This is a genomic window from Microbacterium sp. A20, assembly GCF_004794515.1.
Lineage (GTDB): Bacteria > Actinomycetota > Actinomycetes > Actinomycetales > Microbacteriaceae > Microbacterium.
Window position 1 is genome coordinate 19,434 of record NZ_SSDF01000080.1, and the last position, 25,958, is coordinate 45,391.

Sequence of the window (25,958 nt, forward strand, 5' to 3'; positions counted from 1 at the left end):
GTCCGGTCATTACGCCGAAAGGCCGAAACCTTCGTCCAGTCTTCCCGCGGCGGTCTACGACCTTTGGCCTGTCGGGGCCGCGTGGAGGACCCGGTCATTGTGACCCGGGCCGGCGGAGAGTCCGACCGCGAGGGCATCCGCGGCCAGCCGCGCCGAGGTGTCGAGGTCGCGCATCCACAGCGGACGCACCGGCGCACAGAGCCCTTCCCCTTCAAGCACCTCGGCAAGTGCGGCATCCTCCTCGCCGATGAGCCACGCGTCGAGCAGACCGCCCGCCCCGACCTCCCGAGCACAACTTCGGAGATCGGGCTCGACACCCCCTTCCCGAGCACAACTTCGGAGATCGGGCTCGACACCCCGGGGGCTGGACGGATGCCGCGGCGTGTCGGCCGCGATCTCCGAAGTTGTGCCGCGGGCGTCGAACAGGCTCCGGGCGGCGCGCACGCCGTAGTGTCGCCCGACGGCATCCGCCGTGGCGGGAATGCCGACGGCGGCCAGGCAGGCGTCGGCCATGCCGCGCACCGGAGCACCCGCGATGATCGGCGACACCCCGACCACGGTTCCGGATGCCGCACGGACCGCGTCGGCGATGCCGGGCACGGTGAGGATCGGGCCGACCGAGACCACCGGATTCGACGGCGCGAACAGGATGACGTCGGCCGCCGCGATCGCTTCGAGCACACCCGGCGCCGGCGCGGAGTGCTCGACGCCCGGCCAGTCGAAGCTCTGCGCCGGAAGCGATGCCCGGTGCCGGGTCCACCACTCCTGGAAGTGCATGCGGCCGTGGTCGGTCGTCACGTGCGTGTCGACCTCGGCATCCGTCATGGGCAGCAGCCGCACCCCGAGCGGCCAGCGTGACGCGAGCCGGGCGACGACCTCGGTGACGGAGGCACCATCGCGCAGCCAGCCCGTGCGCGCGATGTGGGCGCCCAGGTCGAGGTCGCCGAGTGTGAACCACGGCCACCCGGCACCCCACGCGTGCAGTTCGGCGGCGACGCGCTCCGACTCCCCCGTGCGCCCCCAGCCGCGCTCGGTGTCGTTCACTCCGGCGAGCGCGTAGATCATCGAGTCGACGTCGGGCTGCAGCCGCAGGCCACTCAACCACAGGTCGTCACCGGTGTTGGCGATGACCGTGATCTCGGCGCGGGTGCCGCCTGCGGCATCCGGCCACTGCCGTCGCGCTGCTTCGCGCACTCCGACGACGAACTTCGACCCGCCCACGCCGCCCGCGAGCACGACGATCCGAGGGGCATCGGTCGCCGTCATGAGGCGAGGACCAGGGGGCGATCGAGGAGGGCGGACGTGCGAGGTCCCAGACCGGCGCGACGTGCGTCGCGGAGATGCTCGGCGTGATCGAGGTCGCGACGAAGTCCGCTCAGCACCGGAAGCCCCACTTCAGAGAAACCGGCGGCGCGATGAGCGGCTGCCGAATCCCCGCCGAAGCAGGTGCGCAGCTCGACACCGGCACGTGCGGTGGCGAGCACGGTGCCTGTGCCCTCCGCATCCGGCACGAACGCCCGCGGATGCGACGAGGCGAACGCGAGTGCCCTGGCGAGCTCGTCCGGACGTAGCGCGGGAAGGTCGCCGAGCAGCACCGCTCGCGGCCGGTCACCCGGTGCCGCTCCCACTCCCTGCTCGATCGCCGCCGTGAGACCCTCGCTGCGGTCGCGCACCAGACGCACCCGGGGCAACAGCCGCAGCGCGGTCGCCGTGACCTCGTCCCTCGTCACCACGATGACTTGGGCGACCCGCTCGCACGCGGCCGCGGCCTCGACCGTGTCGAGTGCGATCGCGCGGGCGAGGGGCTCGCGATCCACGCCGGGGATCCGCAGTCGCGACTTGCCGATCTCGGCGCGCTTCACCGGGATCACCACGACCCATTCCCGCACCGGCGCACCCGGCAGCGGCACCCCGACCCCCGAACCCCGGATCATGTCGGACGCCTAGCCGCGGGCCGTATCGCGCAGCCGGGGCGCGATGTCGCGCTCGAAGAGCTGCAGGAAGCGGCGCTGGTCGTGCCCGGGCGCGTGGAAGACGAGGTGGTTGAAGCCCCAGTCGATGTACTGCTGGATCTCGGCGGCCACGGCATCCGGGTCGTTCCCGACGATCCAGCGCTTCGCGATGGTCTCCAGCGGCAGCGCGTCGGCGGCCTTCTCCATCTCGACCGGATCGGTGATGTCGTGCTTCTGCTCCTTCGAGAGCGACAGCGGCGACCAGAAGCGGGTGTTCTCCAGCGCCGCCTCCCGGGTCTCCTCGTACGACAGCTTGATCTCGATCATCCGGTCGTACGTGTCGAACGAGCGCTCCGACTGCGCCAGCCCCTCCTTCACGGCGGGGAGCAGCTGGTCGACGTAGAGCTCCTGCCCCTTGCCCGAGGTGCAGATGAAGCCGTCGCCCGCGCGGCCGGCGTAGCGCGCCACCATCGGTCCACCCGCGGCGATGTAGATCGGGATGCCACCCTCGGGGCGGTCGTAGATCGAGGCGTCGTGCGTCGAGTAGTACTCGCCGTCGAAGTTCACGCGGTCGCCCGACCACAGCGCCCGCATCAGACGCACCGATTCGCGCAGCCGCGCATAGCGCTCCTTGAACTCGGGCCATTCCTGCTCGCCCGCGCCACGGAAACCGGTCGCGATCTCGTTCAGCGCCTCACCGGAGCCGACGCCGAGGATGATGCGGTCCTGGTACAGGCAGCCCAGGCTCGCGAACGCCTGCGCGAGCACCGCCGGGTTGTAGCGGAACGTCGGGGTCAGCACCGAGGTGCCGATGCGGATGCTCGACGTGCGCTCGCCGACCGCCGCCATCCAGGTGAGCGAGAACGGGGCGTGGCCGCCGGTGTGCCGCCAGGGTTGGAAGTGGTCGCTGGCGAACACCGACTGCATGCCGTGCGCCTCCGCAGCGACCGAGATCTCGACGAGCTCCCGGGGGTCGAACTGCTCTGCGCTGGCCTTGTATCCGAGGGTCAGTGTCATGTCGCATCCTTCTGTTGTCGTTGTCTGATGTCTGCCAGGGCGGCGGCATAGCCGTCGCGGTATCCCTGGTCGAGTGCTTCGGCCGTGCCCAGCCAGAAGAGGTCGCGCTCCGAGGAGCGCACGATGCTCGTGGCGCCTGGCAGGTCGAGGGGGCCGACGAGGTCGGCGCGCCCACGCACCACTGCGACCGGGTTGCCGCTCGCCTTGCCCTTGACCAGATCGGATGCCGCGGCCAGCTCGTCTGCGACGCACGGGGTCGTGACGCTGAGCACCTTGCCCGCCTGGTCGGTCGTGCCGCGGAGGTCGGCGATCATGCGCACGCCTCCGCCGCCGATCGCGACGTCGGTCTGGCCCTCACGCCAGGGCCGACCGAGGGTGTCGCTGAGGATCACACCGACCTCGGCACCGGTCGCGGCTCTGAGCTCCGCGGCGATCTCCCTCGCCGAACGATCAGGGTCTTCCGGCAGCAGCAGCACCCAGCCGTCCGGGGTGTTGCTGGCGTCGACCCCGGCGGCAGCGGCGACCATGCCGAGGCGGTTCTCGACGATGCGCATGGTGTGGCCGTCGAAGGTGCGCGAGGCCACCAGGCGCACGGTCTCGGCGGTGATCGCGGCCTCGCGGTCGGCGGCCTGCACGTAGCGGTCCTCCGCCTTCGACACGATCTTCGAGGTGACGACGAGGATGTCGCCGTCGACGAGTTCGACGCCGGTCGCGAGGATCAGTGTCACGAGGTCGTCGCCAGGGCGCACCTCGCCGATCCCGGTGAGTGCGAAGACGGTGATCGCCGGGGCACTCATGCGTGCACCTTCGGGAGCACGTCGCGACCGAAGACCTCGACGAACTGCCGCTGGTCCGGCCCGACGTTGTGCAAGTAGATGCGTGTGAAGCCGAGATCGGCATAGCGCTGGATCTGCGCGCGGTGCACATCGGGGTCGGCCGAGATGAGCATCCCCGCCCGCACGTCGTCGGGGGTGACCCCGCGCACCAGCTGCTCGAAGTCGTACGGCGACCGCACGTCGCCACGGCGCATCCGGAGCCCGGCGATCGGCCATTCGGCGAGCGCGTTCTCGAGGGCCTGCTCGTCGGTCGGCGCCCACGACACCCGCAGCTGGAGCACCTTCGGCAGGGAGTCGGGGTCATGCCCCGCCTCCCGCGCTCCTTCTGCGAAGCGTGCGAGCAGTGGGGCGAGGCGCTCCGTTTCGGCCGAGGTGGTGATGAGGCCGTCAGCGTTGCGCCCGGCGCGTCGGGCGGTGGCGGGGCCGGCCGTGGCGACATAGACCGGTGGAGCGGTCGGCGGCATGGTCCACAGCCGGGTCGATTCCATGCGGAAGTGCTCGCCGCGGTGGCGGGTGTCGCGGCCGGCGAGCGACGCGGTGAAGAGCTTGCGGATCAGGTCGACGGCTTCGAACATGCGGTCGATGCGCTCGGCCGGCTCCGGCCAATAGTCGCCGACGATGTGCTCGTTCAGCGCCTCCCCCGAGCCGACCCCGAGCCAGGCGCGCCCCGGGTAGAGGGTCGCGAGGGTCGCGGCGGCCTGAGCGACGACGGCCGGATGCGTGCGGAACCCGGGTGTCGTGACGCCGGGGCCGAGGTCGCCGGTCGTGTGCGCGCCGATCGCGCCGAGCATGGTCCACACGTGGGCGGCGGCCCGGTGCCGCGGGAGCCAGGGCTGGAAGTGGTCGGTCGCCATGATGCCGCGGAACCCGTGCGCCTCGGCGAGCACGCAGTTCTCGATCACGGCGGTGGGCTCGACGTGCTCGAGCATCGCGGCGTACCCGATCTGCATGTCGCCTCCTCACGCTGCTGTTGTCTCCATTGAATGGATACTGGATCCAAAAGTCAATACCTCGAGCACACACCCGCGCCCGCGTTCCCCCGCTTCCACCCCTGCCCACCCCGAGCGCACGGCATCCTGCCGAGTGCACGGGCTCTTCACGTCGAGAAGCCGTGCACTCGTCGCGAAGCCGTGCACTCGTCAACCCATGGACGGGCGCGGGCGGGATGTGCGGGCGCGCGCGGGGTGCGGCGCCGGCGCGGGGCTCAGCGCTTCTGGCGCTGCACCGCCAGGGTCACCGTCGCGGAATCGGCGGCGGGAACCGGCGGGGCGGCGAGGGCGGGGAGACCGGCGGCGACGGGCTTGCGGGCCCGACCGATCGCGCGGCGGGACAGCGCCCACTGCAGCCCGTACCCGATCGCGAACACCATCAGCGTGAAGATCAGCGCCATCGCGGCCCCCTGATCCGGCGCATACAGCTGCGCGGATCGCGGGTTGATCATCGCGTAGATGTACATCGACAGCGGACGCGACGACGGGGTCGCCAGGAACGCCGGGAGCGTGAACTCGTTGGTGCCGAGGATGAACATCTGGATCCACACGGCCATCACGGTGGGCATCAGCAGCGGGGCGATGATGCGACGGAACCCCTCGAACCGACTGGCTCCACTGGTGAGAGCGGCCTCCTCCAGCTCGGGGCGGATCTGCAGCGTCGCGCTGTACGACGAGCGGTAGGCGATCGACACCCGGTACGAGTACGCGATGACGAGCGCCAGCAGCGTGCCCGCGATCGGGATGTACGGGTTGATCACCATGAAGGTGAGGAACATCGCGAAACCGGCGATGGTCGCGGGGATCGCGACCGACGACGACGCGAACAGGTCCATCGCCTTCACCCACCAGGTCTTCTTGCTGCGCGCGATGCCGTAGGCGAGCACCGTGGCGAAGACGACCGCGATCGTGGCGCTGCCGCCCGCGATGATGACCGTGCGCCCGAGCGACACCCAGAACTCCGAGTCGGCGAGCACCGTGCCGAACGCCCCGAAGTCGGTGTTGCCGAGCAGCGCGTCGATCGAGAACGCCACGGGGTAGGGCGTGATCGCCGCCCACAGCAGGGCGAGCAGCGGAAGGATGCCGGTGAGCAGCACGAACACGGCGACCAGCACCATGACCGGGATCTTCCACGGCCCCATGCGCATGGTCGACGGCCGGAAGCCCTTGCCCGACACCGAGGCTCTGCGCTCGGCGTTGCGGGTCGCCCGCAGATAGACCGCGAACGCGATGGTCGTGATTACGAGGAACACCAGTCCCCACGCGGCGGCCAGCCCGTACTGCGGCAGCTCGCCCGCGTTGGAGCTGATGAGCGTCCAGAGTTTGAGGGCGAAGATGTCGCGCCCCGACTCCTGGCCGAACAACAGCGGCACCTCGAGACTGCCGAGGCCCAGGATGAAGGTGAGCACGGTCACCCCGAGCAGGCCCGGCCACAGCATCGGTAGCGTCACGCGGCGCAGGGTCTGCGGCCACGAGGCCCCCGACACCCGCGCCGACTCCTCGAGCGAGCCGTCCATGTTGGTCAGGATGGGCACGATCATCAGGTACGGGAATGTGACGTTCGTGAGCGCCTGGATGAAGATCATGGTCGGGAACGCGTAGGGGTCGATCGGCACGTCACTCGCGAAGGGCAGCAGCCGCAGCATCTGGTTGAGCACGCCCGACTCGGGCGACAGCATCAGCAGGTAGGCCTGCGCCTTCACGATCGGCGGGATGATGTACGGCACGATCACCAGCACCGAGATGAGGCGACGCCACGGAGCATCCGTCCGCACGGTGACCCACGCGAGACCGAACGCCATCAGGAGTGTGAGCAGCGTGGAACCGCCGACGAAGGCGCCGGTCGCACCGAGCACGCCCCAGAAGTCCTCGCGCAACTGCCACAGGGTGACGAAGTTCTCGACACCCCACTGGGCCGATGAGACGCCGAAGGGCAGGAACGGACCACGGAACGCGGTGATCACCTGGACGATCAGCGGTACCGCGAGAAGGATGAAGATGACCGCACCCGAGACGACCATGGCGATCGTCATCGAGGTGGGGCGCTTTCGCCCCGTGGTCCGTCCTGCCTTGAACATGGTTATCCGTTCAGCGCCTTGTCGGCGGCGTTGATCATGGCCTGCCAGTCGTCACGAGTGGCCTGCGTCTCGGTCTCGGCGCCGCTTTCGAGGCCGAGCAGCAGCGCGTCGGAGTTCGTCTTCATGAGTCCGGTGGACTCGGCGAACGTCTCGGCGGGGAGCCCGGCGAACGGCACCTGCGTGCTGGCGAAGCGCTCGTCCGTCATGCGGAGGCTGATCCAGTCGGGGTCGAACGCGTTCCACAGCGTCCACAGTGCGGCGCCGGGCTTGTTCTTCCCATCGGAGTTCACGCCGGAGAACTGCGCCCAGACCCCCGCGTGCTCGAACGGCGAGACCTGCAGCGCCGGGTTCGGGTTGAACAACGTCTGGTTCAGCGCGATGGGCACGTCTCCGCTCGACAGCGGGGCGCCCTGGTCCTCGAGCAGCTTCAGGTTGCCCGACGACATCAGCTCGTCGATCAGGTCGACCATCTTGTCTTCGCCCTCGGCCATACCGTACCCGGCGAAGACCACCGCGTTGTACCCGGCGACCGAGACCTTGTCCTTGTACTCGGGGGCGAGCAGACCGTCGAGCGTTTCCGGAACGGCATCCACCTTCTCGGTGTTGTACTGGATGAGGGTGCCGTTGATGCTGTCGGGCATGAGCTCGGGGGCGCCGATGGTGAGGTACTCCTCGGGCACGCCGAAGCTCGCCCAGTCGACCTTCTCCCAGAAGCCCTCGTCGTACATCGCGGCCATCGAGGTGATCGAGCCGGACACCACGTCGGTGTTGCGCGACCCCGTGGCCTTGGCCGAGATGATCGCCGACGAGAGGTTGTAGGTCAGACCGCGGGTCTCGACCTTGATGTCGGGGAAGCGCTCGTTGAACTGTGCGATGACATCCGGCGACAGCTCATACCAGTCCCAGATGACCAGCGTGCCGTCGTCGGCCTTCTTCGCCTCTTCGTAGAGGGCGTCGAGCTGCTTGTCGATCTCGGGCCAGTAGTCGTCGTAGAAGTTCTCGCAGCGGGTGATCGCGCCGACTTCGACGGCGTCGCAGACAGCCGAGGCGGCATCGCCCTTGAGCGCGCTGTCGCCGGAGGCGGCCTCGCTCTGCGTGCCGCAGCCGGTCAGGGCGAGCGCGAACGTCGCCGTGACGGCGACAGCTCCCAGTGTTCTCTTCATGATCTGAATGTCCTCTCTGACATCAGGTGTGTGATTGCGGGTGTGGTGCGGGATGGATCAGGCGCCCAGCACGCGGCAGGCGTGCGGGACCAGTTCGAGGAAGACCCTGCCGCCCTCGGGGGGTGTCGCTAGCGGTGCTCCGCGGCCGACGATCGTGGCGACGGGCTCACCCTCGGTGAGCACCTCGGCCTCGTACTCGACGATCTCGCCGAGGAACTCCACACGCACGATGCGCACGGGGAGCACGTTGGGGCGCTCGACGTCGGTCTCGTGCCAGCGCACGGTCTCTGGGCGGAAGGTGAGCGTGACCTCGTCGCCCGCGGAGACGCCGTCGGGCACGGGCGTCCGCAGCCGGGTGCCCAGGGCCTCGACCACCGCGTCGCCGCCGCCGTCGCGCTCGATCACCACGGCGGGGATCATGTTCGCGCGGCCGACGAAGTTCGCCACGAAGCGGTCGGCCGGCTGGTCGTAGAGCTCCCGGGGTGTGGCCTCCTGCACGATGCGTCCGCCGTTCATGACGGCGACCCGATCGGACATCGACAGCGCCTCGGACTGGTCGTGCGTCACGTACAGGGCGCTGATGCCGAGGGTGCGCTGCAGGCTTCGCAGCTCGTTGCGCATGGTGTCGCGCAGCTTGGCGTCGAGGTTCGACAGCGGCTCGTCGAGCAGCAGCAGCCGCGGGCGGTGAGCGAGGGCCCGGGCGAGGGCGAGCCGCTGCTGCTGGCCGCCCGACAGCGCGGTGGCCGGACGCTGCGCGAGGTGGTCGAGCTGCACCAGCTCCAGCGCCTCCATCGCCCGCTTGCGCGCCTCCTGCTTCGGCAGCTTCGAGCCCGCGACCTGCAGCGGGAAGATCGCGTTGGCGAACACGGTCATGTGCGGCCAGATCGCGTAGTTCTGGAACACCATGCCGATGTCGCGCTTGTCGGGCGACACGTGCTCGGTGCCGGTCGAGAGCACGGCGCCGTCGAGCGAGATGACCCCGCCGTTGCTCCGCTCGAGCCCGGCGACACAGCGCAGCGTCGTCGTCTTGCCGCACCCCGACGGTCCGAGGAGCGAGTAGAACGTCCCCGGCTCGATCGTGAAGGTGACGTCCTTGACCACGGGGACGGCGGCACCGTCGAGCTCGTAATCCTTCTTCAGGGCGTCGACGACGAGTCGGCCGCCTCCGGATCTCTCGGTCATGGGAGCCTTCGCCTGCTTCCTGGTTCTGGATGTTGGATCCACTGCGACTGCCGTCATCATCGTCCCTCTCTCACGACCGAGCTCACCGTCTGCGGGGCGGCCGGTGCGCCCCAGGGTCGCGGCTTCTCGAAGAACACCACGACGATCGCGCACACCGCGAAGGCGATGGCCGAAAGAAGCAGGGACTGCGACATGGCCGCGGCGAGTCCGCTGCCGTCCTTCGCCGACAGCTCGGTCCCCGGGTGGATCGCGCCGGGGACGAAACCGGTGATGTGCGCGGCGAGCGTCACGTTCATCAGCACGGCCAGCAGCGCCGATCCGATCACCGACCCCATCTGCCTGGTCGTCGAATAGACGCCCGATCCCGCTCCCGCCTGCGTGTGCGGGAGGTTCCGCGTGGCCGTCGACGCGAGCGGGCCGAACATCCCGGAGACGCCCACACCCAGCAGGGTAGAGGGCAGCAGCAGGAGCCAGAACGGAGCATCGAGGGTCATGGTCGCCGCGTACCAGACCATGGCCGCGGCCGAGATGACGAAGGCCGCGAAGGTCACCCAGCGCGGGCCGATCCGGTCGCTCAGCTTGCCGACGAACGGCCCGAGCGCGCCCGAGACGACCGCCATCGGCGCCAGCATCAGCGCTGCGAGCGTCGGGTCGAGGCCCCGGGCGACCTGGAAGTAGAAGGCGAGCGGCACGGGCATCGCGGTGATGCCGACCCCGACGAGGAAGATCGTGACGTTCGCGACCGAGAAGTTGCGGTCGCGGAAGAGCGCGAGGGGCATGAGGGGCTCGGCGCGATTGACGCGCTGCCACACGACGAAGAGCACGAGCAGCACGACGCCGGTGACGATCACGCCCCACACCGTGATCGGAGCGAGGATCACACCCCAGTCGTAGACCTCGCCCTCCTGGATGCCGAACACCAGCAGGAACAGTCCGAGTCCGGAGAGGGCGACGCCGAGGAAGTCGAAGCGGTGCGGGTGTCCCTCCAGGTTCGGCACCAGCCGCCAGGCGACGACGAAGGCGATGATCCCGACGGGCACGTTGACGAAGAAGATCCACTCCCAGCCCACGGTGTCGGTGAGCACGCCGCCGAGGATCGGCCCCACGAGCGTCGCCAGTCCGCCGACCGCGCCCCACGCCCCCATGGCCTGACCGCGACCGCGCGGCGGGAAGACCCGGGCGATGATCGCCATGGTCTGCGGCGTCATCAGCGCGGCGCCGAAACCCTGCACGGCGCGCGCCGCGATGAGCATCTCGATGCTGCCGGCCAACCCGCACGCCAGCGAAGCGAGGGTGAAGACCACGAGGCCCATGAGGTAGACCCGCTTGGGGCCGAACCGGTCACCGAGCCGGCCGGTCACCAGCAGCGGGACCGCATAGGCGAGCAGGTAGGCGCTCGTGACCCAGATCACCGTGGTGAGGTCGGCGTCGAAGGCCGCGAGGATGACCGGGTTGGCGATCGCCACGATCGTCGTGTCGACGAGGATCATGAAGAAGCCGATGCACAGCGCCCACAGGGCCGGCCACGGTCGGACGTTCTGGTTCATGGATCTCTTTCGGGAGGGATCGTCATGGGTCGGGAGCCGGTGTCCGTCCACTCAGCCCCTGATGTGGAGGACGGACACCGGAGTTTCCGGGAAGAGCTCAGCCGTCGGTGGCGGGGATGCCGGTGACGACCTCACCCAGCAGCGGGGTGGAGACCGCGTAGATGCCGTGGTTGGCGAAGAGCCAGATCACGTTGCGGTCCCACTCGACGAAGATGCCGTGCACGGGTGCGGCGAGGTCATCGTCGTCCTTGAGCCCCATCGGCGGCACGAAGTACGCGCCCACCTTCGGGTTCTCCGGGTCGCGCACGTCGAAGATCTGCAGCCCCGCCGCGTAGAACGCGTAGGGGATCACTCCGCCGTGTGGGGTGCCCGTGTTGGTGAAGTACCCCGAGCGCTTGGGACCGAACGATCCGCGGCGCTGCGCCCAGTCCGTGAACGCGGCCTCTGCCGGCGGCGTCGGCCGGGGCAGCGTGCGCACGACCCGCGGGTTCGTCGGGTCGCTCACGTCGATCTGGTAGATCTCCTTGGCCGGCTCGTAGCAGTCGGTGTTCATCGGGTAGCCCGAGACGTAGACGTAGCCGGTCTCCTCGACCTGGGTGGTGTCGACGTTGTCGCCCTCGGTGCCCGCGACGCTGACCGGGAGGTGGCACCAGCCGACGTGGTGGATGTTCGTGGGATCGGATACATCGAGCACGAATAGGCCCTGGCCACCCTGCGCCGCATAGCCGTACTTCCACCCGGACTCGACCGAGCGCGGCATGAAGATGCCCATGCGCGAACCGAACCACGAGGTCTTGTTGTTCCAGCGCTCGTTGTCGGCGAGGTACTCGGAGTCCGCCTCCTCGCCGGCGCGGGAGCCGGGCACCCACCAGTTCGAGAGCAGTTCGGGCTTCGCGGGGTCCGACACGTCGTAGGCGGCGTGCCCCGCCGTCCACAGCGTGGTCTTGTACGGCTGGTTGGTGAAGGTGTTGTCGGGCGCGGTCGCCACGAAGAGGTACTTGTCTCCGTAGTAGACCGGCAGGTCGAGCACGCCGTTGCCCTCCTGGATCTCGTCCGGTCCGTGGTTCGGGTCGGTCGAGACCTCGGTGATGAGGGTCCAGTCGCGGGGGCTCGGGCCGTTCATCTCCCAGGTGCGGAAGCCGCGCAGGCCTTCCCACTCCTTCAGCTGCCCCTCGACGGTGTCGTCGATCCACTTGTTGGCGACGCGCCCCTTGAGGAAGTACCGCGGGGTCTCGCTCGCCTGGATGGCGATGTGCTTGCCGAGCTTCTGGTTCCACTGCACCGTGGTGGCGCCGAACTGCGGGCGCGGGTCGTCCCAGCCCCACTGCTCCTCGTCGACGATGGTGAGGTCGCGCGGGTCGGTGATGTCGTAGAGCTTCCAGTGGTTGCCGCCGCCGTAGTGCAGCATGAGCCGGCGGCCGTCCCAGTCGTAGATGCACTGCCACGAGTGGCTCGTGTTCACCACGATCGGGTAGAACGCCTCGGCGGTCGCGTTGAGCGAGTATGTCTCGGGGTCGCGGTAGTCGAGCTGGCCGGGCCAGTCGACGAAGACGTCGCGCGGCACCGACGGCGTGTGCTCCGGCGGCAGGAAGGTGCCGTCGGGCTGCATGCCCCAGCTGGAGGGGTCGGGATCGGCCGGTTCGCCCTCGACGCGCGGGAAATCCTCCGGGCGGTACTTCTTCGCGTCGGGCACGTAGGGAGAGCCGGCCATGTCGCCTCCATTGGCTGAATCGGGTGAGATCGTCACGACGTCGTGTCGTCTCATCAGGTTCACCCTGCGGGAGCGATGCTGTCCAATATCCATACGGGTCAGAGCTATGACCATTCGGACATATCAGCCGGCGAAGCGCGGCTCCGTCTGCGCATACTCGCGCTCGAGTTCGGCCAGACGTGCACCCTCTTCGCGCAGGTGGGCGAGCAGCGCGGATGCGGCGGGCGACGGCGCCCGGTCCTTCGGCACCGTCACACCGACAGAGCGGCGGATGGAGCTCAGCGGCGTCGGCAGGATCCGCAGCTCACGATCGTCGACGGCGATGAACATCGGCAGCGCCGCGATCACGTCGGTCGAGATGAGCAGGGTCCGCAACGTCAGCATCGAGGTGCACTCGACGCGGTCGGGCGGCAGCGGCAGTCCCTCGTGGAAGAAGACGGCCTCGAGCTCGGCACGCAGGGCCGTCTGGGCGACGGGGAAGATCCACGGATACGAGATCAGCTCGGCGAGCGAGTTGGCCTTGATGCCACCGAGCACCGGATGCCCGGCTCGCGCGACCAGGCGGATCGGCTCCTGGTGCAGGCGCTCCTGCTCGAGCCGCACCGGCACGGTGGGCGACAGGCGCCCGACCGTGAGGTCGAGGTCGCCGGCGAGCAGCAGCTGTTGCAGGGTGTCGGGCGTGCCCTCGCGAACGACGACGGTCAGCCGCGGATACTCGGCCTTCAGCGCGGCGATGGCCCGCGGCAGCAGCAGGTTCGAGCCGGCGAGGTGGGTGCCGACCGTGACGGTGCCGAGCTGCCCCGACTGCAGCAGCCGCACCTCCTCCCCGGCGGCGCGCAGCTCGGCGAGCACGGAGCGGGCGCGCTCGATGAACGAGTGCCCGTACTGCGTGGGCCTGACCCCGCGGGGCAGCCGTTCGAACAGCGGCACGCCCAACACCTCCTCGACCTCGCGGAGGCCGCGGGTGACCACGGGCTGGGTGATGTGCAGCGACTCGGCGGCGCGCACCAGGGTGCCTTCGTCGGCGATGGCGGTGACGAGGACGAGGTGACGGATCTTCACCCGTCCGTCGAGCAGTCGATCGGTGACCATGATCCGGACTATAGCCGTATGGGCATGGCAGTGCATCAAGAGAGTATTTGTCGGCATCCCTCGAACCTTCCTAGCCTGAGCCCATGCCTTCCGAGACGATGACGCCTCCCCTCCGTGCCGCCGAGGCGGGACGGGCGCCGCGCGCGATCCACAACATGATCGCCGGCGAGCGCGTGGAGGGCGTCGCCACCTTCCAGAAGATCAGCCCGGTCGACGGCTCGATCATCGCCGAGGTGCACGAGGCCGGCACCGAGCAGGTCGACCGCGCCGTGGCCGCTGCCCGGGCGGCGTTCGACGGACCCTGGGGGCGGATGACGGTGGCCGAGCGCGCCCGTCTGCTGCGCGGGGTGGCCGATGCGATCGACCGCCGCGCCGAAGAGCTCGTCGCGGCAGAGGTCGGCGACACGGGCAAGCCCGAAGCCCTCGCCCGCGACCTCGATGTGGCGCGGGCCGCCGCCAACTTCCGCTCCTTCGCCGACACGGTCTCGTCGGCCGGACTCGACTCCTTCCTGACCGAGCTGCCGGACGGGCGTCGCGCCCTGAACTACGCGGTGCGCAAGCCGCTCGGGGTCGTCGCCGTGATCGTGCCGTGGAACCTCCCGCTGCTGCTGCTCACGTGGAAGCTCGCCCCGGCTCTCGCCACCGGCAACACGGTCGTGATCAAGCCCTCGGAGGAGACGCCGTCGTCGGCCACCCTGCTGGCCGAGATCCTCGTCGACGCCGGCGTCCCCGCCGGGGTCGTCAACGTCGTGCACGGTTTCGGTGCCGACTCCGCGGGCGAGGCGCTCACGAAGCACCCGGGCATCGACGGCGTCACCTTCACCGGAGAATCGTCCACCGGATCCGCCATCATGCGGGCGGTCTCGCCCCGCGTGCGCCCCGTCTCGTTCGAGCTCGGCGGCAAGAACGCCGCTCTCGTGTTCGCGGATGCCGACCTCGACGCCGCCGTCGCCGGTCTCGCCCGCTCCACCTACCTCAACACCGGCCAGGTGTGCCTGTGCACCGAGCGCATCTATGTGCAGCGTGCGGTCTTCGACGATGTCGCGGCCGGCCTCGCCGAGCACGCCTCCCGCCTGCGTCTGGGTCGCCCCGAGGATCCGGCCACGACCACCGGCCCCCTCATCTCGCAGGCGCACCGCGACAAGGTGCGCTCCTACTTCGACCTCGCCGTCGCCGAGGGCGCGACCGTGCTCGCCGGCGGTGGCATCCCGACCCTCGGCGACGGACTCGACGGCGGATCGTGGATCGAGCCGACCCTGTGGACGGGCCTCGACAACAGCCACCGCACCGTGCGTGAAGAGGTGTTCGGTCCGGTCGCCGCTCTCATCCCCTTCGACACCGAGGAGGAGGCGATCGCGCTGGCGAACGACACCGACTACGGCCTCGCCGCCGTCACCTGGACCACCGACCTCACCCGCGGACACCGCGTGGCGCAGCAGATGCGCACGGGTATGTCGTGGGTCAACACCTGGTATCTGCGCGACCTGCGCAGCCCCTTCGGCGGCGTCGGCCTCTCCGGCATCGGCCGCGAGGGCGGGCACCACTCGCTCGAGTTCTACACCGAGCCGACGAACGTGTGCGTGCAGCTGTGACCGGCATCCACGATTCGGATGCTGTCCGTGCGGCGGACGAGCGGCTGCGGCGCGCGGCCGAATCCGGGCGCCCGTGCACCCCGGTGCGCGACCTCCTCGGCGAGACGGATCAAGATGCCGCGTACGCGGTGCAGTCGCTCGGCATCGCCCGGCGCCTCGAAGGGGGCCGCCGGGTCGTCGGCCGCAAGATCGGCCTCACCTCGCCCGCCGTGCAGACGCAGCTCGGTGTCGACAGCCCCGACTACGGCGTGCTGCTCGACGACATGATGTTCGCCGACCGTGAGCCGATCGACCTCGCGCGCTTCCTGCAGCCACGCGCCGAGGCCGAGGTCGCCTTCGTGCTCGGCCGCGACCTCGACTCCCCCACCACCCATGTCGCCGATGTGATCCGGGCCACCGAGTTCGTGCTGCCGGCGATCGAGGTCGTCGACTGCCGCGTGGCCGGGTGGGACATCCGCATCACCGACACCATCGCCGACAACGCCTCCAGCGGAGCGGTCGTGCTCGGCACCACGCCCTGCCGCCTCGACGGGTTCGACCTGACCGCGCTCGGCATGACCCTCGACCGCGAGGGCCACCCGGTCTCGACGGGATCAGGGGCCGCGTGCCTCGGGAGCCCGGTGATCGCGGTGGCCTGGCTGGCACGCGAGGTCGCCCGACGCGGAGAACCCCTGCGCGCGGGCGAGGTCATCCTCTCCGGCGCGCTCGGCCCCATGGTCGATGCGGCCGCCGGGGTGTACCGCGCCCGACTCGACGGGCTCGGCGAGGTGCGTGCCGACTTCTTCGGTGCGGCATCCGGAACAGCATCGAGCACGTCATCGGAAGGGGCTGCGGCATGACCGTCGGCATCGCCATCATCGGCTCGGGCAACATCGGCACCGACCTGCTCATCAAGGTCAAGCGGCTCTCGACCACGCTGCATGTGGTCGCGATGGCCGGCATCGACGAGCAGTCCGACGGGCTCGCCCGTGCACGCCGGCTCGGTGTCGCCACCACTCACGAGGGCGTGGACGGACTCATCGCGATGCCCGAGTTCGCCGATGTCGAGCTGGTGTTCGACGCGACCTCGGCCGGCGCCCACGCCCGCAACGACGCGCTCGTGCGCAACGCCGGTCGAGTGATGGTCGACCTGACCCCCGCGGCCATCGGCCCCTACGTCGTGCCGGTCGTGAACCTCGAGGCGCACCTCGGTGCGACGAACGTGAACATGGTGACGTGCGGTGGCCAGGCCACGGTGCCGATGGTGGCCGCGGTGTCGCGCGTCGCCCCGGTGGCATACGCCGAGATCGTCGCGTCGATCGCCTCGAAGTCCGCCGGCCCCGGCACGCGCGCGAACATCGACGAGTTCACCGAGACGACGGCCCGCGCGTTGGAGGTGATCGGCGGCGCCGACCACGGCAAGGCGATCATCGTGCTCAACCCCGCCGACCCGCCGCTCATCATGCGCGACACTGTCTTCTGCCTGGTCGAGGGCGACCCGGACGCACTGGATCGGGAGGCCGTCAGCGCCTCGGTCGCCGATATGGTCGCCGCAGTGCAGGCCTACGTCGGCGGCTACCGACTCAAGCAGCAGGTGCAGTTCGATGCGGTCGACGAGGCCTACGTGCCCGCGCTCGACCGGCCGTTCCGCGGCACGCGCGTGAGCGTGCTGCTGGAGGTGGCCGGCGCCGGGCACTATCTTCCGGAGTACGCGGGCAATCTCGACATCATGACCTCGGCCGCCCTGCGCACGGCCGAGCGACTCGTCGCCGAACGGACAGGGGTTCCCGCATGACCGCCTCATCTCCCCGTGTGTACGTGCAAGACGTCACCCTCCGCGACGGCATGCACGCCATCGGCCACGGCTACACGACCGAACAGGTGCGTGACATCGCCCGAGCTCTCGAAACCGCGGGGGTCGATGCCATCGAGGTCGCGCACGGCGACGGCCTCGGCGGGTCCAGCGTCGCCTACGGCCAGGGCGCGCACACAGACTGGCAGTGGATCGAGGCGGCGGCCGAGGTGCTGGACCGCGCCGTCCTGACCACCCTGATCCTGCCCGGCATCGGCACGATCGACGACCTCGCCCGTGCCCGTGACCTCGGTGTCGCGAGCGTCCGGGTCGCGACGCACTGCACCGAGGCCGACGTCGCGATCCAGCACATCACCTGGGCGCGCGAGCACGGCATGGACGTCTCCGGCTTCCTGATGATGAGCCACCTCAACGACCCGCGGGGCCTGGCCGAACAGGCGAAGATCATGGAGGCGGCCGGCGCGCACTGCGTGTACGTCACCGACTCGGGCGGGCGCCTCACCATGCGCGACGTCGCCGACCGCGTCGACGCCTACCGCGACGTGCTCGATCCGGGCACGCAGATCGGCATCCACGCGCACGAGAACCTCTCCTTGAGCGTGGCCAACAGCGTCACGGCGGTCGAGCACGGCGTGTACCGGGTCGACGCCTCGCTCGCAGGACAGGGCGCCGGGGCGGGCAACTGCCCGATCGAGGCGTTCATCGCGGTGGCCGACCTGCTCGGCTGGGAGCACGGCTGCGACCTGTTCGCGCTGCAGGATGCGGCGGAAGAGCTCGTGCGTCCGCTGCAGCGCCGTCCCGTCCGCGTCGACCGCGAGACCCTCACGCTCGGCTACGCAGGGGTGTACTCGAGCTTCCTGCTGCACGCCGAGCGGGCGGCCGACAAGCACGGTCTCGACGCCCGCGACATCCTCGTGGAGCTCGGTCGCCGCCGGATGGTGGGCGGCCAGGAAGACATGATCGTCGACGTGGCCCTCGACCTCGTCGCCGCCCGCTCGGGGGTGACCTCATGACCGCGGATGCCGTGTTCGCCGCCGCGCTCGACACCGCGCAGCGCACCGCGAGCCCGATCAGCCAGCTCTCCTCGACCGAAGACGTCGGCCTCGACACCGCCTACGCCACGCAGCACGCTCTGATCGCCCGCCGACTCGCCCGCGGCGAGCGCATCACGGGTCTCAAGCTCGGCTTCACGAGCCAGGCGAAGGCGCAGCAGATGGGCGTGCACGACGTGATCATGGGCACCCTCACCGATGCCATGCGCCTCGACGACGGAGCGGAGTTCGACCGCCGCTCCGCCATCCACCCGCGCATCGAGCCCGAGGTCGCCTACCTTCTGGCGGCCGACATCGACGGGTCCGAGGCCGGTCGTCCGCTGGCGGACGTCGTCGCCGCGGTCGCTCCCGCGCTGGAGATCATCGACTCGCGGTACCGCGACTTCCGCTTCAGCCTCGCCGACGTCGTGGCCGACAACACCTCGGCCGCCGCGTACGTCATCGGCCCGTGGATTCCGTTGGCCCAGGCCGGTGCCCTCGACAACAGGGCCGTGCGGCTCGAGGTCGACGGCAGGGTCAGCGCAACGGGTTCCACGGCCGCCATCCTCGGCAACCCGGCCCGCGCCATCGCCGCGGCTGAACGCCTCGCCGCCCGCCACGGATTCACGCTCCGCGCCGGCACGGTGCTGCTCGCCGGCGCCGCGACCGCCGCCATCCCCCTGCCTGACCATGGCGTCGTCGAGGCGACCATCACAGGGCTCGGCCGCGTCGGCATCCGTACGCACGACGGGGCTCACAGCCTCGCGCAGGAGGGATCACAATGACCGGATCAGGCGGCATCCTCGTCGAGGGCAAGGCAACCCCGCGAGGTCGTTTCCCGCACGTCAAGGTCTCCGGCGACCTGGTCTTCGTCTCCGGAACCTCGAGCAGGCGCCCCGACAACACCATCGCCGGCGCCGAGGCCGACGAGTTCGGGGCCACCCGCCTCGATGTCGCCGTGCAGACCCGCGCGGTCATCGAGAACATCCGCGAGGTGCTGGCCGCCGCCGGCTGCACGCTCGACGACCTCGTGCAGGCGACGAGCTTCCTCGTCGACATGAACGATTTCGCTGAGTACAACGCCGTCTGGGCCGAGTACTTCGACGAGCAGGGCCCGGCCCGCACCACGGTCGCCGTGCACGCCCTGCCCCATCCGCACCTGCGCATCGAGATCCAGGCGATCGCTCGACGCCCCGAACCCGTAACCACCACCGACCACAACACCGCTGCCACTCTCGAGGAGGAGAAATGAGCACCACCACACCCGTCATCCCACCCGTGATCGATTTCCCCGCGTGGATCAAGGAGAACGAGCACCTCCTGAAGCCGCCGGTCAACAACAAGGCCGCCTGGACGCCGATGGGCGACTTCATCGTGCAGGTCGTCGGCGGCCCGAACCAGCGCACCGACTTCCACTTCGACCCGTACGAGGAGTGGTTCTACCAGTACCGCGGCAACATGCACGTGAACATCCAGACGCCCGAGGGCCTGCGGCGCATCGACATCCGCGAGGGCGAGATGTGGCTGCTGCCCGGCAACGTGTTCCACTCGCCGCAGCGCCCCGAAGAGGGTTCCATCGGCATCGTGATCGAGCGCATCCGCGAAGAGGGCACGCTCGAGAAGTTCGCCTGGTTCTGCCCGAACTGCAACGCCAAGGTGCACGAGGTCGAGCTGCAGGTGCGTGACATCGTCGAGGACCTGCCGCCGGTGTTCCGCGACTTCTACGAGAGCGAAGAGGGGCGCACCTGCCCGGAGTGCGGCGCCGTCCATCCCGGCAAGGGCTGAAGCCCCTTGGGCACGATCGACGTCCACACCCACTTCGTGCCGAGTTCCTGGCCCGACCTGTACACGCAGGTCGGGCCGGGTCTCTGGCCGACGCTCCGCGTGGACTCCGAGCGCGAGGCGATGATCATGCTCGGCGAGACCGAGTTCCGACGCATCGGCGACGACTGCTGGGATGCCGAGGTGCGCCTGGCCGACATGGATGCCGACGGCGTCGAGATGCAGGTCGTCTCCCCCACGCCCGTGTTCTTCTCCTACGACAAGTCGGGTGACGAGGCGGTCAAGGTCGCGCGCATCTTCAACGACCTGGCCCTGGAGATCTGCGCTCCCGCACCCGATCGGCTGATCCCGTTCGCGCAGGTGCCGCTGCAGGATCCGGATGCGGCGTGCGCCGAGGCCGACCGCGCCATCGCCTCCGGCCATGCGGGTGTCGAGATCGGCAACCACGTCGGCGACCGGGATCTCGACGACGAGGGCACCGTGACGTTCCTGCAGCACTGCGCCGATCGCGGCATCCCCGTCTTCGTGCATCCGTGGGATATGGCGGGCTCGCCGCGGCTCGACCGGTGGATGGCCCGCTGGCTCACCGGCATGCCCGCCGAGACGCACCTGTCGATCATCGCCCTCATCCTGGGTGGTGTCTTCGACCGCGTGCCGCCGTCGCTGCGCCTGGCGTTCGCGCACGGCGGCGGATCCTTCGCCTTCTGGCTGGGCCGGTTCGAGAACGCCTGGCTGCAGCGACCCGACCTCATCGGCGTGAGCGAGCGCCCGCCGTCGGCCTACCTCGACCGGTTCAGCGTCGACAGCGTCGTGTTCGACCCGGTCGCGCTGCGGGTGCTGGTCGAGACACTCGGCACCTCGCAGGTGATGGTCGGAAGCGACTATCCCTACCCGCTGGGCGAGCGGCCCGTCGGCAGCGTCGTCGACCGCGCCGACTTCCTCGACGAGGCGCAGAAGAGCGCCATCCGCCGGGACAACGCCCTGCGCTTCCTGGGGCGCTGACCCCGCCCGACCCCGAACGGACACTCATGAGCACCACCTCCACCCGCCCCGCCATCGACCGTGCGACCTGCGCAGCCCTCGACGAGACCGACCCGCTGGCCCCGATGCGCGACCGCTTCGTGCTGCCGGAGGGCGTCATCTACCTCGACGGCAACTCGCTCGGTGTGCTGCCGCGTCACACGGCCGCGCACCTGCAGCGCGTCATCACCGAGGAGTGGGGCACGGGGCTCATCCGCAGTTGGAACGACGCCGGGTGGTTCGCGAAGCCGCGCACGGTCGGCGACCGCATCGCGCCGCTGATCGGGGCGGATGCCGGGGAGGTCGTGCTCGGCGACTCGACCTCGGCGAGCCTGTTCCAGGCAGCGGTCGCCGCTGTCCGTCTGCGACCGGGCCGACGCGTGATCGTCGCGGAGCGCGGCAACTTCCCCACCGACCTCTACATGCTGGAGGCCGTGCAGGAGCTGCTCGGCGGCGGAACGCCCCTGGAGCGCCGCCTCATCTCGGACGACGGCCCCACCCTCGACGACGTGCTCGACGATCACGTCGCGGTCGTCGTGCTCACCCAGGTCGACTACCGCACCGGACGGATGCACGACATGGCCGAGGTCACGCGCAAGGTGCACGCCGCCGGTGCGCTGGTGGTCTGGGACCTGTGCCACAGCGCCGGTGCGGTCCCGATCGACCTGAACGGAGCGGATGCCGACTTCGCGGTCGGCTGCACCTACAAATACCTCAACGGCGGTCCCGGCTCGCCGTCGTTCATCTGGGCGGCCACCCGCCACCACGATGCCGCCCGCCCGGCGCTCACCGGCTGGCACGGCCACGTCCGCCCGTTCGACTTCACCGTGGAGTACGCCCCCGCCGCGGGCATCGAGCGCTTCCGCGTCGGCACGCCGCAGCTACTGTCGGTCGCCGGGCTCGAAGCCAGCCTCGACATCTGGGACGACGTCGACATGGAGCTCGTCCGGGAGAAGAGCCTCCGGCTGACCGAGCTCTTCATGTCCCTCGTCGACACGCGGCTGACCCCGCACTGGGGCATCGAGCCGGTCACTCCTCGGGAGTCCAGCCGCCGCGGCAGCCAGGTTTCGCTCCGCCACGAAGACGGCTACGCGGTGATGCAGGCCCTGATCGAGCGCGGGGTCATCGGCGATTTCCGGGCGCCCGACCTCATCCGCTTCGGCTTCACGCCGCTCTACACCTCGTATGCCGACGTGTGGGATGCGGTCGATGTGCTGGAGGATGTGCTGCGCACCGAGGTCTGGCGCGAACCGCGGTTCGCCCGCCGCGGCACCGTCACCTGAACACCGTCAACTGAAGTGCGGGTCAGGAGAGGTCCGTCGCCCTGTTTCACCGATAGATCGCGATTGGATGCAGCACTACTCCGGGATACCGCAACGTAATGTCGTCCATGGTGAGTTCAACACCGAGCGCAGCAGCTGGCTCAATGAAGCCCGCCAGCGCTTCGGTAATAACGTCCGTTTCCTTAGAAGTCGGGGGCGTCTCTCGGAGCACACGAATTGCCGGGATCGCCTCGCCTTCGTTGATTAGTGACTCTACTTGAGCAATAACGGTGAACTCCCCCTCTACAGATTGAGTGCCGCTGACGATATAGTCCTCGTCCAACCGCGCAGAGACTCGCGGCGCAGGAACCCCTAGAGGCTGTATAGACACCATGATGCTCTTGCCCTCGCCTCGCCCCCTCATCCAGCCCGCCATCATCCTCGCTTGCTTCTTGGTCTCGGCCAGCTGAGCGGCGGGCTGCTTGAAGATCGAATTCTGATCGGCCGCCTGGTTGGCGTAGTCAATAAACGTCAGGAACAGCTGTTGGACGGGCGAAAGGCTCACAACGGCTTTGAACCGGATCGTGTCTCCCACGGCGATCTCGTTGCGAGTACCGACGTCCCATGCGTCCAGCTCGCCGAAAGCGCTTGCTTCGGTGAGGTGGTGGCTCCAGGCCTCGAAGGCAGAAAAGTTGGTACGCGAGCGAGTAAGTTCTTCTTCAACGTTCGAAGCCTTTTTCTTCGACGCGTTGGCCTTTACTGGACCGTAACCGACCGTACCTCCGAGCCCGCCCTCCCGAGCTTCGCTGACCTTCTCGAGGATCTCATCGACTTTCCCCGCCTCGAAAGCAGACAGACTATTGATGATCGTCTCATGGTTCAAATACAGAAACTCCTTGTGAAGCTGAACCTTGGGCCGCTTGTATCCGCTCATCGCTCGAATCTAGCGCCTTTGTTTCCTCTCTGCGGAACTGACGCCTCTCGCGCAAATAGGCGCCAGCTCCACCTCTCGCGCGTTGCGCCTCAGGCGCTGTCGCCCGCAGCCTCGGTCGCCGCGGCGTCGAGCAGGGCGATGACACCGTCGCGCACGTGGTTCAGGTGCGACTCGAGCACGCGCAGCGCCTCGTCCGCGTCGCCGGCCGCGACCACGTCGATGAGTTCACTGTGCGAGTGGTCGTGCGCACCGGGCGAGACCAGGCGCCAGCCGAGCACATAGCGGCCCAGCTTCAGGCGCAGCTGCTCGATCATCTCCCACATCAGCGGGCGCGACTCGGCGTCGTAGAGCGTCGCGTAGAACTCGGTGCGCGCCTCGACGAACTCGCCGCCCTCGGAGATGTCGTCCGCCGTCTTGGCGAGCTCACGCAGGCGGTCGACCCGCTCGGGCGTGATCTCGGCCATCGCCAGGCGCAGTGCCTCTTTCTCGAGCAGTGTGCGCAGGTGGTAGACCTCCGTGGCCTCCTCGACCGAGAGCGCACGCACCATCGCACCGCGGCGGGCGTGGAAGATCACGAGCCCGTCGGCCTCGAGCTGGATCAGGGCGGAGCGGATCGGCAGCCGGGAGATGCCGATGGACTCGGCCAGCGTCTCCTGCCGCAACTTCATTCCCGGTGGCAGCGTTCCGTCGAGGATCGCATCGCGGATGATGTCGTACGCCATCGCCCCGACCGACCGGTATCCGGCTCCGTGCCGCTGCGCGAGCTTCTGCAGCGCCTCGGCCCGCTCCTTGGGCGACACCACGTTCCCTGATTGCACCATGGGCCGAGGTTATCGGATCAGCGCCCCGAACTCTGCATTCTGGATCCAAAACCACTCGGTCGTGTCCGATGTCCCGGTGTCCAGTGCCGGATGTCGGGAGTTCGCACACGTGCCGGGCGAAACTGCCGCGCCGATGCCGATCCCGTCCCGTTCCGGTGCCGGATGTCGGGAGTTCGCACACCGGTCGGGCGAAACTGCCGCGTTTCCTCCGACATCCGTGCATCCTCCCGACATCCGTACCCTCGCACCTGGCACGACACGGGGCGCACGGCGCGGCCCGCCAGAGCGAAGCGCACACACAGAACGCCCCCTGTCCCGAAGGACAGGGGGCGCACTTCGACGGGCTCAGTGGCCCATCGGGGAGTTACTTGGCGGCGACGACCTGCAGCGTGATGACTGCGGTGACGTCTTCGTGCAGACGCACGGTCGCCTCGTGGTCACCGGTCACCTTGATGGGCGACGGGATGTGCACCTTGCGCTTGTCGATCGAACCCAGGCCGGCGGCTGCGACAGCATCCGCGACGTGGTCGGTCTTGACGGAGCCGAAGAGACGACCCTCCTTGCCGGCCTTGACCGTGAGGCGCACCTTCGTGCCCTCGAGAGCGTTCTTCAGTGCGACAGCGTCGTCACGATCGTGGATCGCGCGTGCCTGACGCGCGGCCTGGATCGAAGCGACCTGCTTTTCGCCACCGCGGGTCCACGCCGTAGCGAAGCCCTGCGGGATGAGGAAGTTACGGGCGTACCCGTTCTTGACCTCGACAACGTCGCCGGCGCTACCCAGCCCGACGACCTCGTTCGTGAGAATCAGCTTTGCCATCTCGATACCCCTTACCGGCCGGCGCCAGCGTAGGGCAGGAGCGCCATTTCGCGCGCGTTCTTGATCGCCGTGGCGATCAGACGCTGCTCCTGCACCGAGACACCGGTGATACGACGGGCACGGATCTTGCCGCGCTCCGAGACGAACTTGCGAAGGGTGGCGACATCCTTGTAATCGATGACACCGACCCGGATGGACTTCGCGGGAGCGGTGGGCTTGCCACCCTTCCGCGGCTTGCGGCGGTCGCCGCTCGACTTTCCAGCCATTGTTTTTCCTTAGTGATGAGCGGCCCTTCGACAAGCTCAGGGACCCAAGTGGGGCCGAGCTCAGGGCCAGAAGTTGTTCAGAACGGGGTGTCGTCGCCGAAGCTGCCGGGAGTGCTCCAGGCATCTGCGCTCGTCGAGGAACCGGGGGTCGACCACGGCTCTTCCGACACCTGCTGCTGCGCCGGGCGAGCCTGTCCGCCGCCGCCGGCACCGCCGGTCGAGGCCGCACGGGTGACCTGCGCGGTCGCGTACCGGAGCGAGGGGCCGATCTCGTCGACCTCCAGCTCGATAGCGGTGCGCTGGTTGCCCTCGCGGTCCTGGTAGGAGCGCTGACGCAGACGGCCCTGCGCGATGACGCGCATGCCCTTCGTCAGCGAACCCGCCACGTGCTCGGCGAACTCGCGCCAGACGGATGCACGGAGGAACAGCGCATCGCCGTCCTTCCACTCATTCGCGGCACGGTCGAAGTTCCGAGGCGTCGAAGCGATGGTGAAGTTCGCCACCGGCAGCCCGTTCTGCGTGTAGCGCAGCTCGGGGTCGGCCGTGAGGTTTCCCACAACGGTGATGACGGTTTCGCCGGCCATGGACGTCAGGCCTTCGCAGCCTTGGCGGCCTTGCGAGCAGCCTTCTCTTCGGAGCGCTTGGCCTCCGAAGCGACCATCGCCTGAGCCTCTTCCGAGCGGAGGACCTTGGTGCGCATGATCTGCTCGTTCAGCTTCAGCTGACGGTCGAGCTCCTGCGTGGCCTCGCTGGTAGCGGTGAAGTTGACGACGGCGTAGATGCCTTCGTTCTTCTTCTGGATCTCGTAGGCCAGACGGCGCTTACCCCAGATGTCGACCTTGTCAATCGAGCCACCATCGTTGGTGATGACCTTCAGGAACTTGTCGAGCGTAGGTGCGACCTGGCGCTCGTCGATCTCGGGAGTCAGAATGACCATGAGTTCGTACTGGTGCGTCACTTACCCACCTCCTTCGGACTAGAACGGCTCTCGGGACTTTCCCGGGAGCAGGAGGGTGTGTGCACGTGCCCGCCCCAGGAATCCCGAATGGACGCCGGAAGGCAGACAACCTCGAC

The 25,958-nt window shown here is 69.0% G+C and carries 26 protein-coding genes; 9 read left to right on the forward strand and 17 right to left on the reverse strand.

The window, feature by feature from the left end:
- Positions 1-54 precede the first annotated feature (54 nt).
- The 11 genes from cofD to DW298_RS10840 all read right to left on the reverse strand — a co-directional run bounded on the left by cofD (position 55) and on the right by DW298_RS10840 (position 13,567).
- Positions 55-1,266 carry a 2-phospho-L-lactate transferase gene (gene cofD / locus DW298_RS10790; RefSeq protein ID WP_136042482.1) on the reverse strand — a complete coding sequence of 404 codons (1,212 nt, stop codon included), beginning with the start codon at positions 1,264-1,266 and terminating at the stop codon, positions 55-57.
- Entirely contained in the window at positions 1,263-1,934 is a 672-nt protein-coding gene (gene cofC, locus DW298_RS10795) for a 2-phospho-L-lactate guanylyltransferase (protein ID WP_136042483.1), read from the reverse strand. The genes cofD and cofC overlap by 4 nt, the downstream gene beginning before the upstream one ends.
- A gap of 9 nt (positions 1,935-1,943) precedes the next feature.
- Positions 1,944-2,969: a glucose-6-phosphate dehydrogenase (coenzyme-F420) gene (gene fgd / locus DW298_RS10800; protein WP_136042484.1), complete on the reverse strand. Its 1,026-nt coding sequence runs from the start codon at positions 2,967-2,969 to the stop codon at positions 1,944-1,946.
- Positions 2,966-3,766, reverse strand: coding sequence for a coenzyme F420-0:L-glutamate ligase (gene cofE, locus DW298_RS10805; RefSeq protein ID WP_136042485.1), 801 nt, complete (start codon positions 3,764-3,766; stop codon positions 2,966-2,968). Before cofE ends, fgd begins: the two co-directional genes overlap by 4 nt.
- Positions 3,763-4,755, reverse strand: a complete 993-nt coding sequence (locus DW298_RS10810) for a TIGR03557 family F420-dependent LLM class oxidoreductase (RefSeq protein WP_136042486.1) — start codon at positions 4,753-4,755, stop codon at positions 3,763-3,765. Before DW298_RS10810 ends, cofE begins: the two co-directional genes overlap by 4 nt.
- A gap of 254 nt (positions 4,756-5,009) precedes the next feature.
- On the reverse strand, positions 5,010-6,872 hold the full coding sequence (locus DW298_RS10815; RefSeq protein ID WP_136042487.1) for an iron ABC transporter permease: 1,863 nt from the start codon (positions 6,870-6,872) through the stop codon (positions 5,010-5,012).
- A gap of 2 nt (positions 6,873-6,874) precedes the next feature.
- A complete protein-coding gene (locus DW298_RS10820) occupies positions 6,875-8,035 on the reverse strand; it encodes an ABC transporter substrate-binding protein (protein WP_136042488.1) in 1,161 nt (386 codons plus the stop codon).
- Positions 8,036-8,092: 57 nt separating this feature from the next.
- Complete coding sequence (locus tag DW298_RS10825) at positions 8,093-9,217, reverse strand: ABC transporter ATP-binding protein (RefSeq protein WP_168429608.1); 1,125 nt, start codon at positions 9,215-9,217, stop codon at positions 8,093-8,095.
- Positions 9,218-9,273: 56 nt separating this feature from the next.
- Entirely contained in the window at positions 9,274-10,764 is a 1,491-nt protein-coding gene (locus tag DW298_RS10830; RefSeq protein ID WP_136042490.1) for a DHA2 family efflux MFS transporter permease subunit, read from the reverse strand.
- Positions 10,765-10,861: 97 nt separating this feature from the next.
- Positions 10,862-12,475, reverse strand: coding sequence for a hypothetical protein (locus tag DW298_RS10835; RefSeq protein WP_168429609.1), 1,614 nt, complete (start codon positions 12,473-12,475; stop codon positions 10,862-10,864).
- A 123-nt stretch (positions 12,476-12,598) separates the two neighbouring features.
- Positions 12,599-13,567: a LysR substrate-binding domain-containing protein gene (locus tag DW298_RS10840; RefSeq protein ID WP_136042492.1), complete on the reverse strand. Its 969-nt coding sequence runs from the start codon at positions 13,565-13,567 to the stop codon at positions 12,599-12,601.
- A gap of 83 nt (positions 13,568-13,650) precedes the next feature.
- Between DW298_RS10840 and DW298_RS10845 the strand changes: the two genes are divergently transcribed.
- The 9 genes from DW298_RS10845 to kynU are packed head-to-tail and all read left to right on the forward strand — an operon-like array spanning position 13,651 to position 22,067.
- A complete protein-coding gene (locus DW298_RS10845; protein WP_240745105.1) occupies positions 13,651-15,159 on the forward strand; it encodes a 2-hydroxymuconic semialdehyde dehydrogenase in 1,509 nt (502 codons plus the stop codon).
- Complete coding sequence (locus tag DW298_RS10850; RefSeq protein ID WP_205820343.1) at positions 15,156-15,998, forward strand: fumarylacetoacetate hydrolase family protein; 843 nt, start codon at positions 15,156-15,158, stop codon at positions 15,996-15,998. Before DW298_RS10845 ends, DW298_RS10850 begins: the two co-directional genes overlap by 4 nt.
- Entirely contained in the window at positions 15,995-16,933 is a 939-nt protein-coding gene (locus DW298_RS10855; protein ID WP_136042494.1) for an acetaldehyde dehydrogenase (acetylating), read from the forward strand. The genes DW298_RS10850 and DW298_RS10855 overlap by 4 nt, the downstream gene beginning before the upstream one ends.
- Positions 16,930-17,964, forward strand: a complete 1,035-nt coding sequence (gene dmpG, locus DW298_RS10860; RefSeq protein WP_136042495.1) for a 4-hydroxy-2-oxovalerate aldolase — start codon at positions 16,930-16,932, stop codon at positions 17,962-17,964. Before DW298_RS10855 ends, dmpG begins: the two co-directional genes overlap by 4 nt.
- Positions 17,961-18,767: a fumarylacetoacetate hydrolase family protein gene (locus DW298_RS10865; RefSeq protein ID WP_136042496.1), complete on the forward strand. Its 807-nt coding sequence runs from the start codon at positions 17,961-17,963 to the stop codon at positions 18,765-18,767. Before dmpG ends, DW298_RS10865 begins: the two co-directional genes overlap by 4 nt.
- On the forward strand, positions 18,764-19,234 hold the full coding sequence (locus DW298_RS10870; protein ID WP_136042497.1) for a RidA family protein: 471 nt from the start codon (positions 18,764-18,766) through the stop codon (positions 19,232-19,234). The genes DW298_RS10865 and DW298_RS10870 overlap by 4 nt, the downstream gene beginning before the upstream one ends.
- On the forward strand, positions 19,231-19,767 hold the full coding sequence (locus DW298_RS10875; protein ID WP_136042498.1) for a 3-hydroxyanthranilate 3,4-dioxygenase: 537 nt from the start codon (positions 19,231-19,233) through the stop codon (positions 19,765-19,767). The genes DW298_RS10870 and DW298_RS10875 overlap by 4 nt, the downstream gene beginning before the upstream one ends.
- Positions 19,768-19,773: 6 nt before the next feature.
- Positions 19,774-20,766 (forward strand): amidohydrolase family protein, encoded by a 993-nt coding sequence (locus DW298_RS10880; protein ID WP_136042499.1) that lies wholly within the window; start codon positions 19,774-19,776, stop codon positions 20,764-20,766.
- A gap of 26 nt (positions 20,767-20,792) precedes the next feature.
- Positions 20,793-22,067, forward strand: coding sequence for a kynureninase (kynU, locus tag DW298_RS10885; RefSeq protein WP_136042500.1), 1,275 nt, complete (start codon positions 20,793-20,795; stop codon positions 22,065-22,067).
- 46 nt (positions 22,068-22,113) lie between these two features.
- Here the strand turns inward: kynU and DW298_RS10890 are convergent, their stop codons facing one another.
- The 6 genes from DW298_RS10890 to rpsF all read right to left on the reverse strand — a co-directional run bounded on the left by DW298_RS10890 (position 22,114) and on the right by rpsF (position 25,842).
- Positions 22,114-22,980, reverse strand: coding sequence for a hypothetical protein (locus DW298_RS10890; RefSeq protein ID WP_136042501.1), 867 nt, complete (start codon positions 22,978-22,980; stop codon positions 22,114-22,116).
- A gap of 89 nt (positions 22,981-23,069) precedes the next feature.
- Entirely contained in the window at positions 23,070-23,801 is a 732-nt protein-coding gene (locus DW298_RS10895; RefSeq protein ID WP_136042502.1) for a GntR family transcriptional regulator, read from the reverse strand.
- A gap of 364 nt (positions 23,802-24,165) precedes the next feature.
- Entirely contained in the window at positions 24,166-24,618 is a 453-nt protein-coding gene (gene rplI / locus DW298_RS10900; RefSeq protein WP_136042503.1) for a 50S ribosomal protein L9, read from the reverse strand.
- A gap of 11 nt (positions 24,619-24,629) precedes the next feature.
- The gene (gene rpsR, locus DW298_RS10905; protein ID WP_017829850.1) at positions 24,630-24,884 is read right to left on the reverse strand and encodes a 30S ribosomal protein S18; all 255 of its coding nucleotides are present in this window, start codon (positions 24,882-24,884) and stop codon (positions 24,630-24,632) included.
- Between the two features lie 77 nt (positions 24,885-24,961).
- A complete protein-coding gene (locus DW298_RS10910) occupies positions 24,962-25,468 on the reverse strand; it encodes a single-stranded DNA-binding protein (RefSeq protein ID WP_136042504.1) in 507 nt (168 codons plus the stop codon).
- A gap of 5 nt (positions 25,469-25,473) precedes the next feature.
- Positions 25,474-25,842, reverse strand: a complete 369-nt coding sequence (gene rpsF / locus DW298_RS10915) for a 30S ribosomal protein S6 (protein WP_029264265.1) — start codon at positions 25,840-25,842, stop codon at positions 25,474-25,476.
- Between the last annotated feature and the right edge of the window lie 116 nt (positions 25,843-25,958).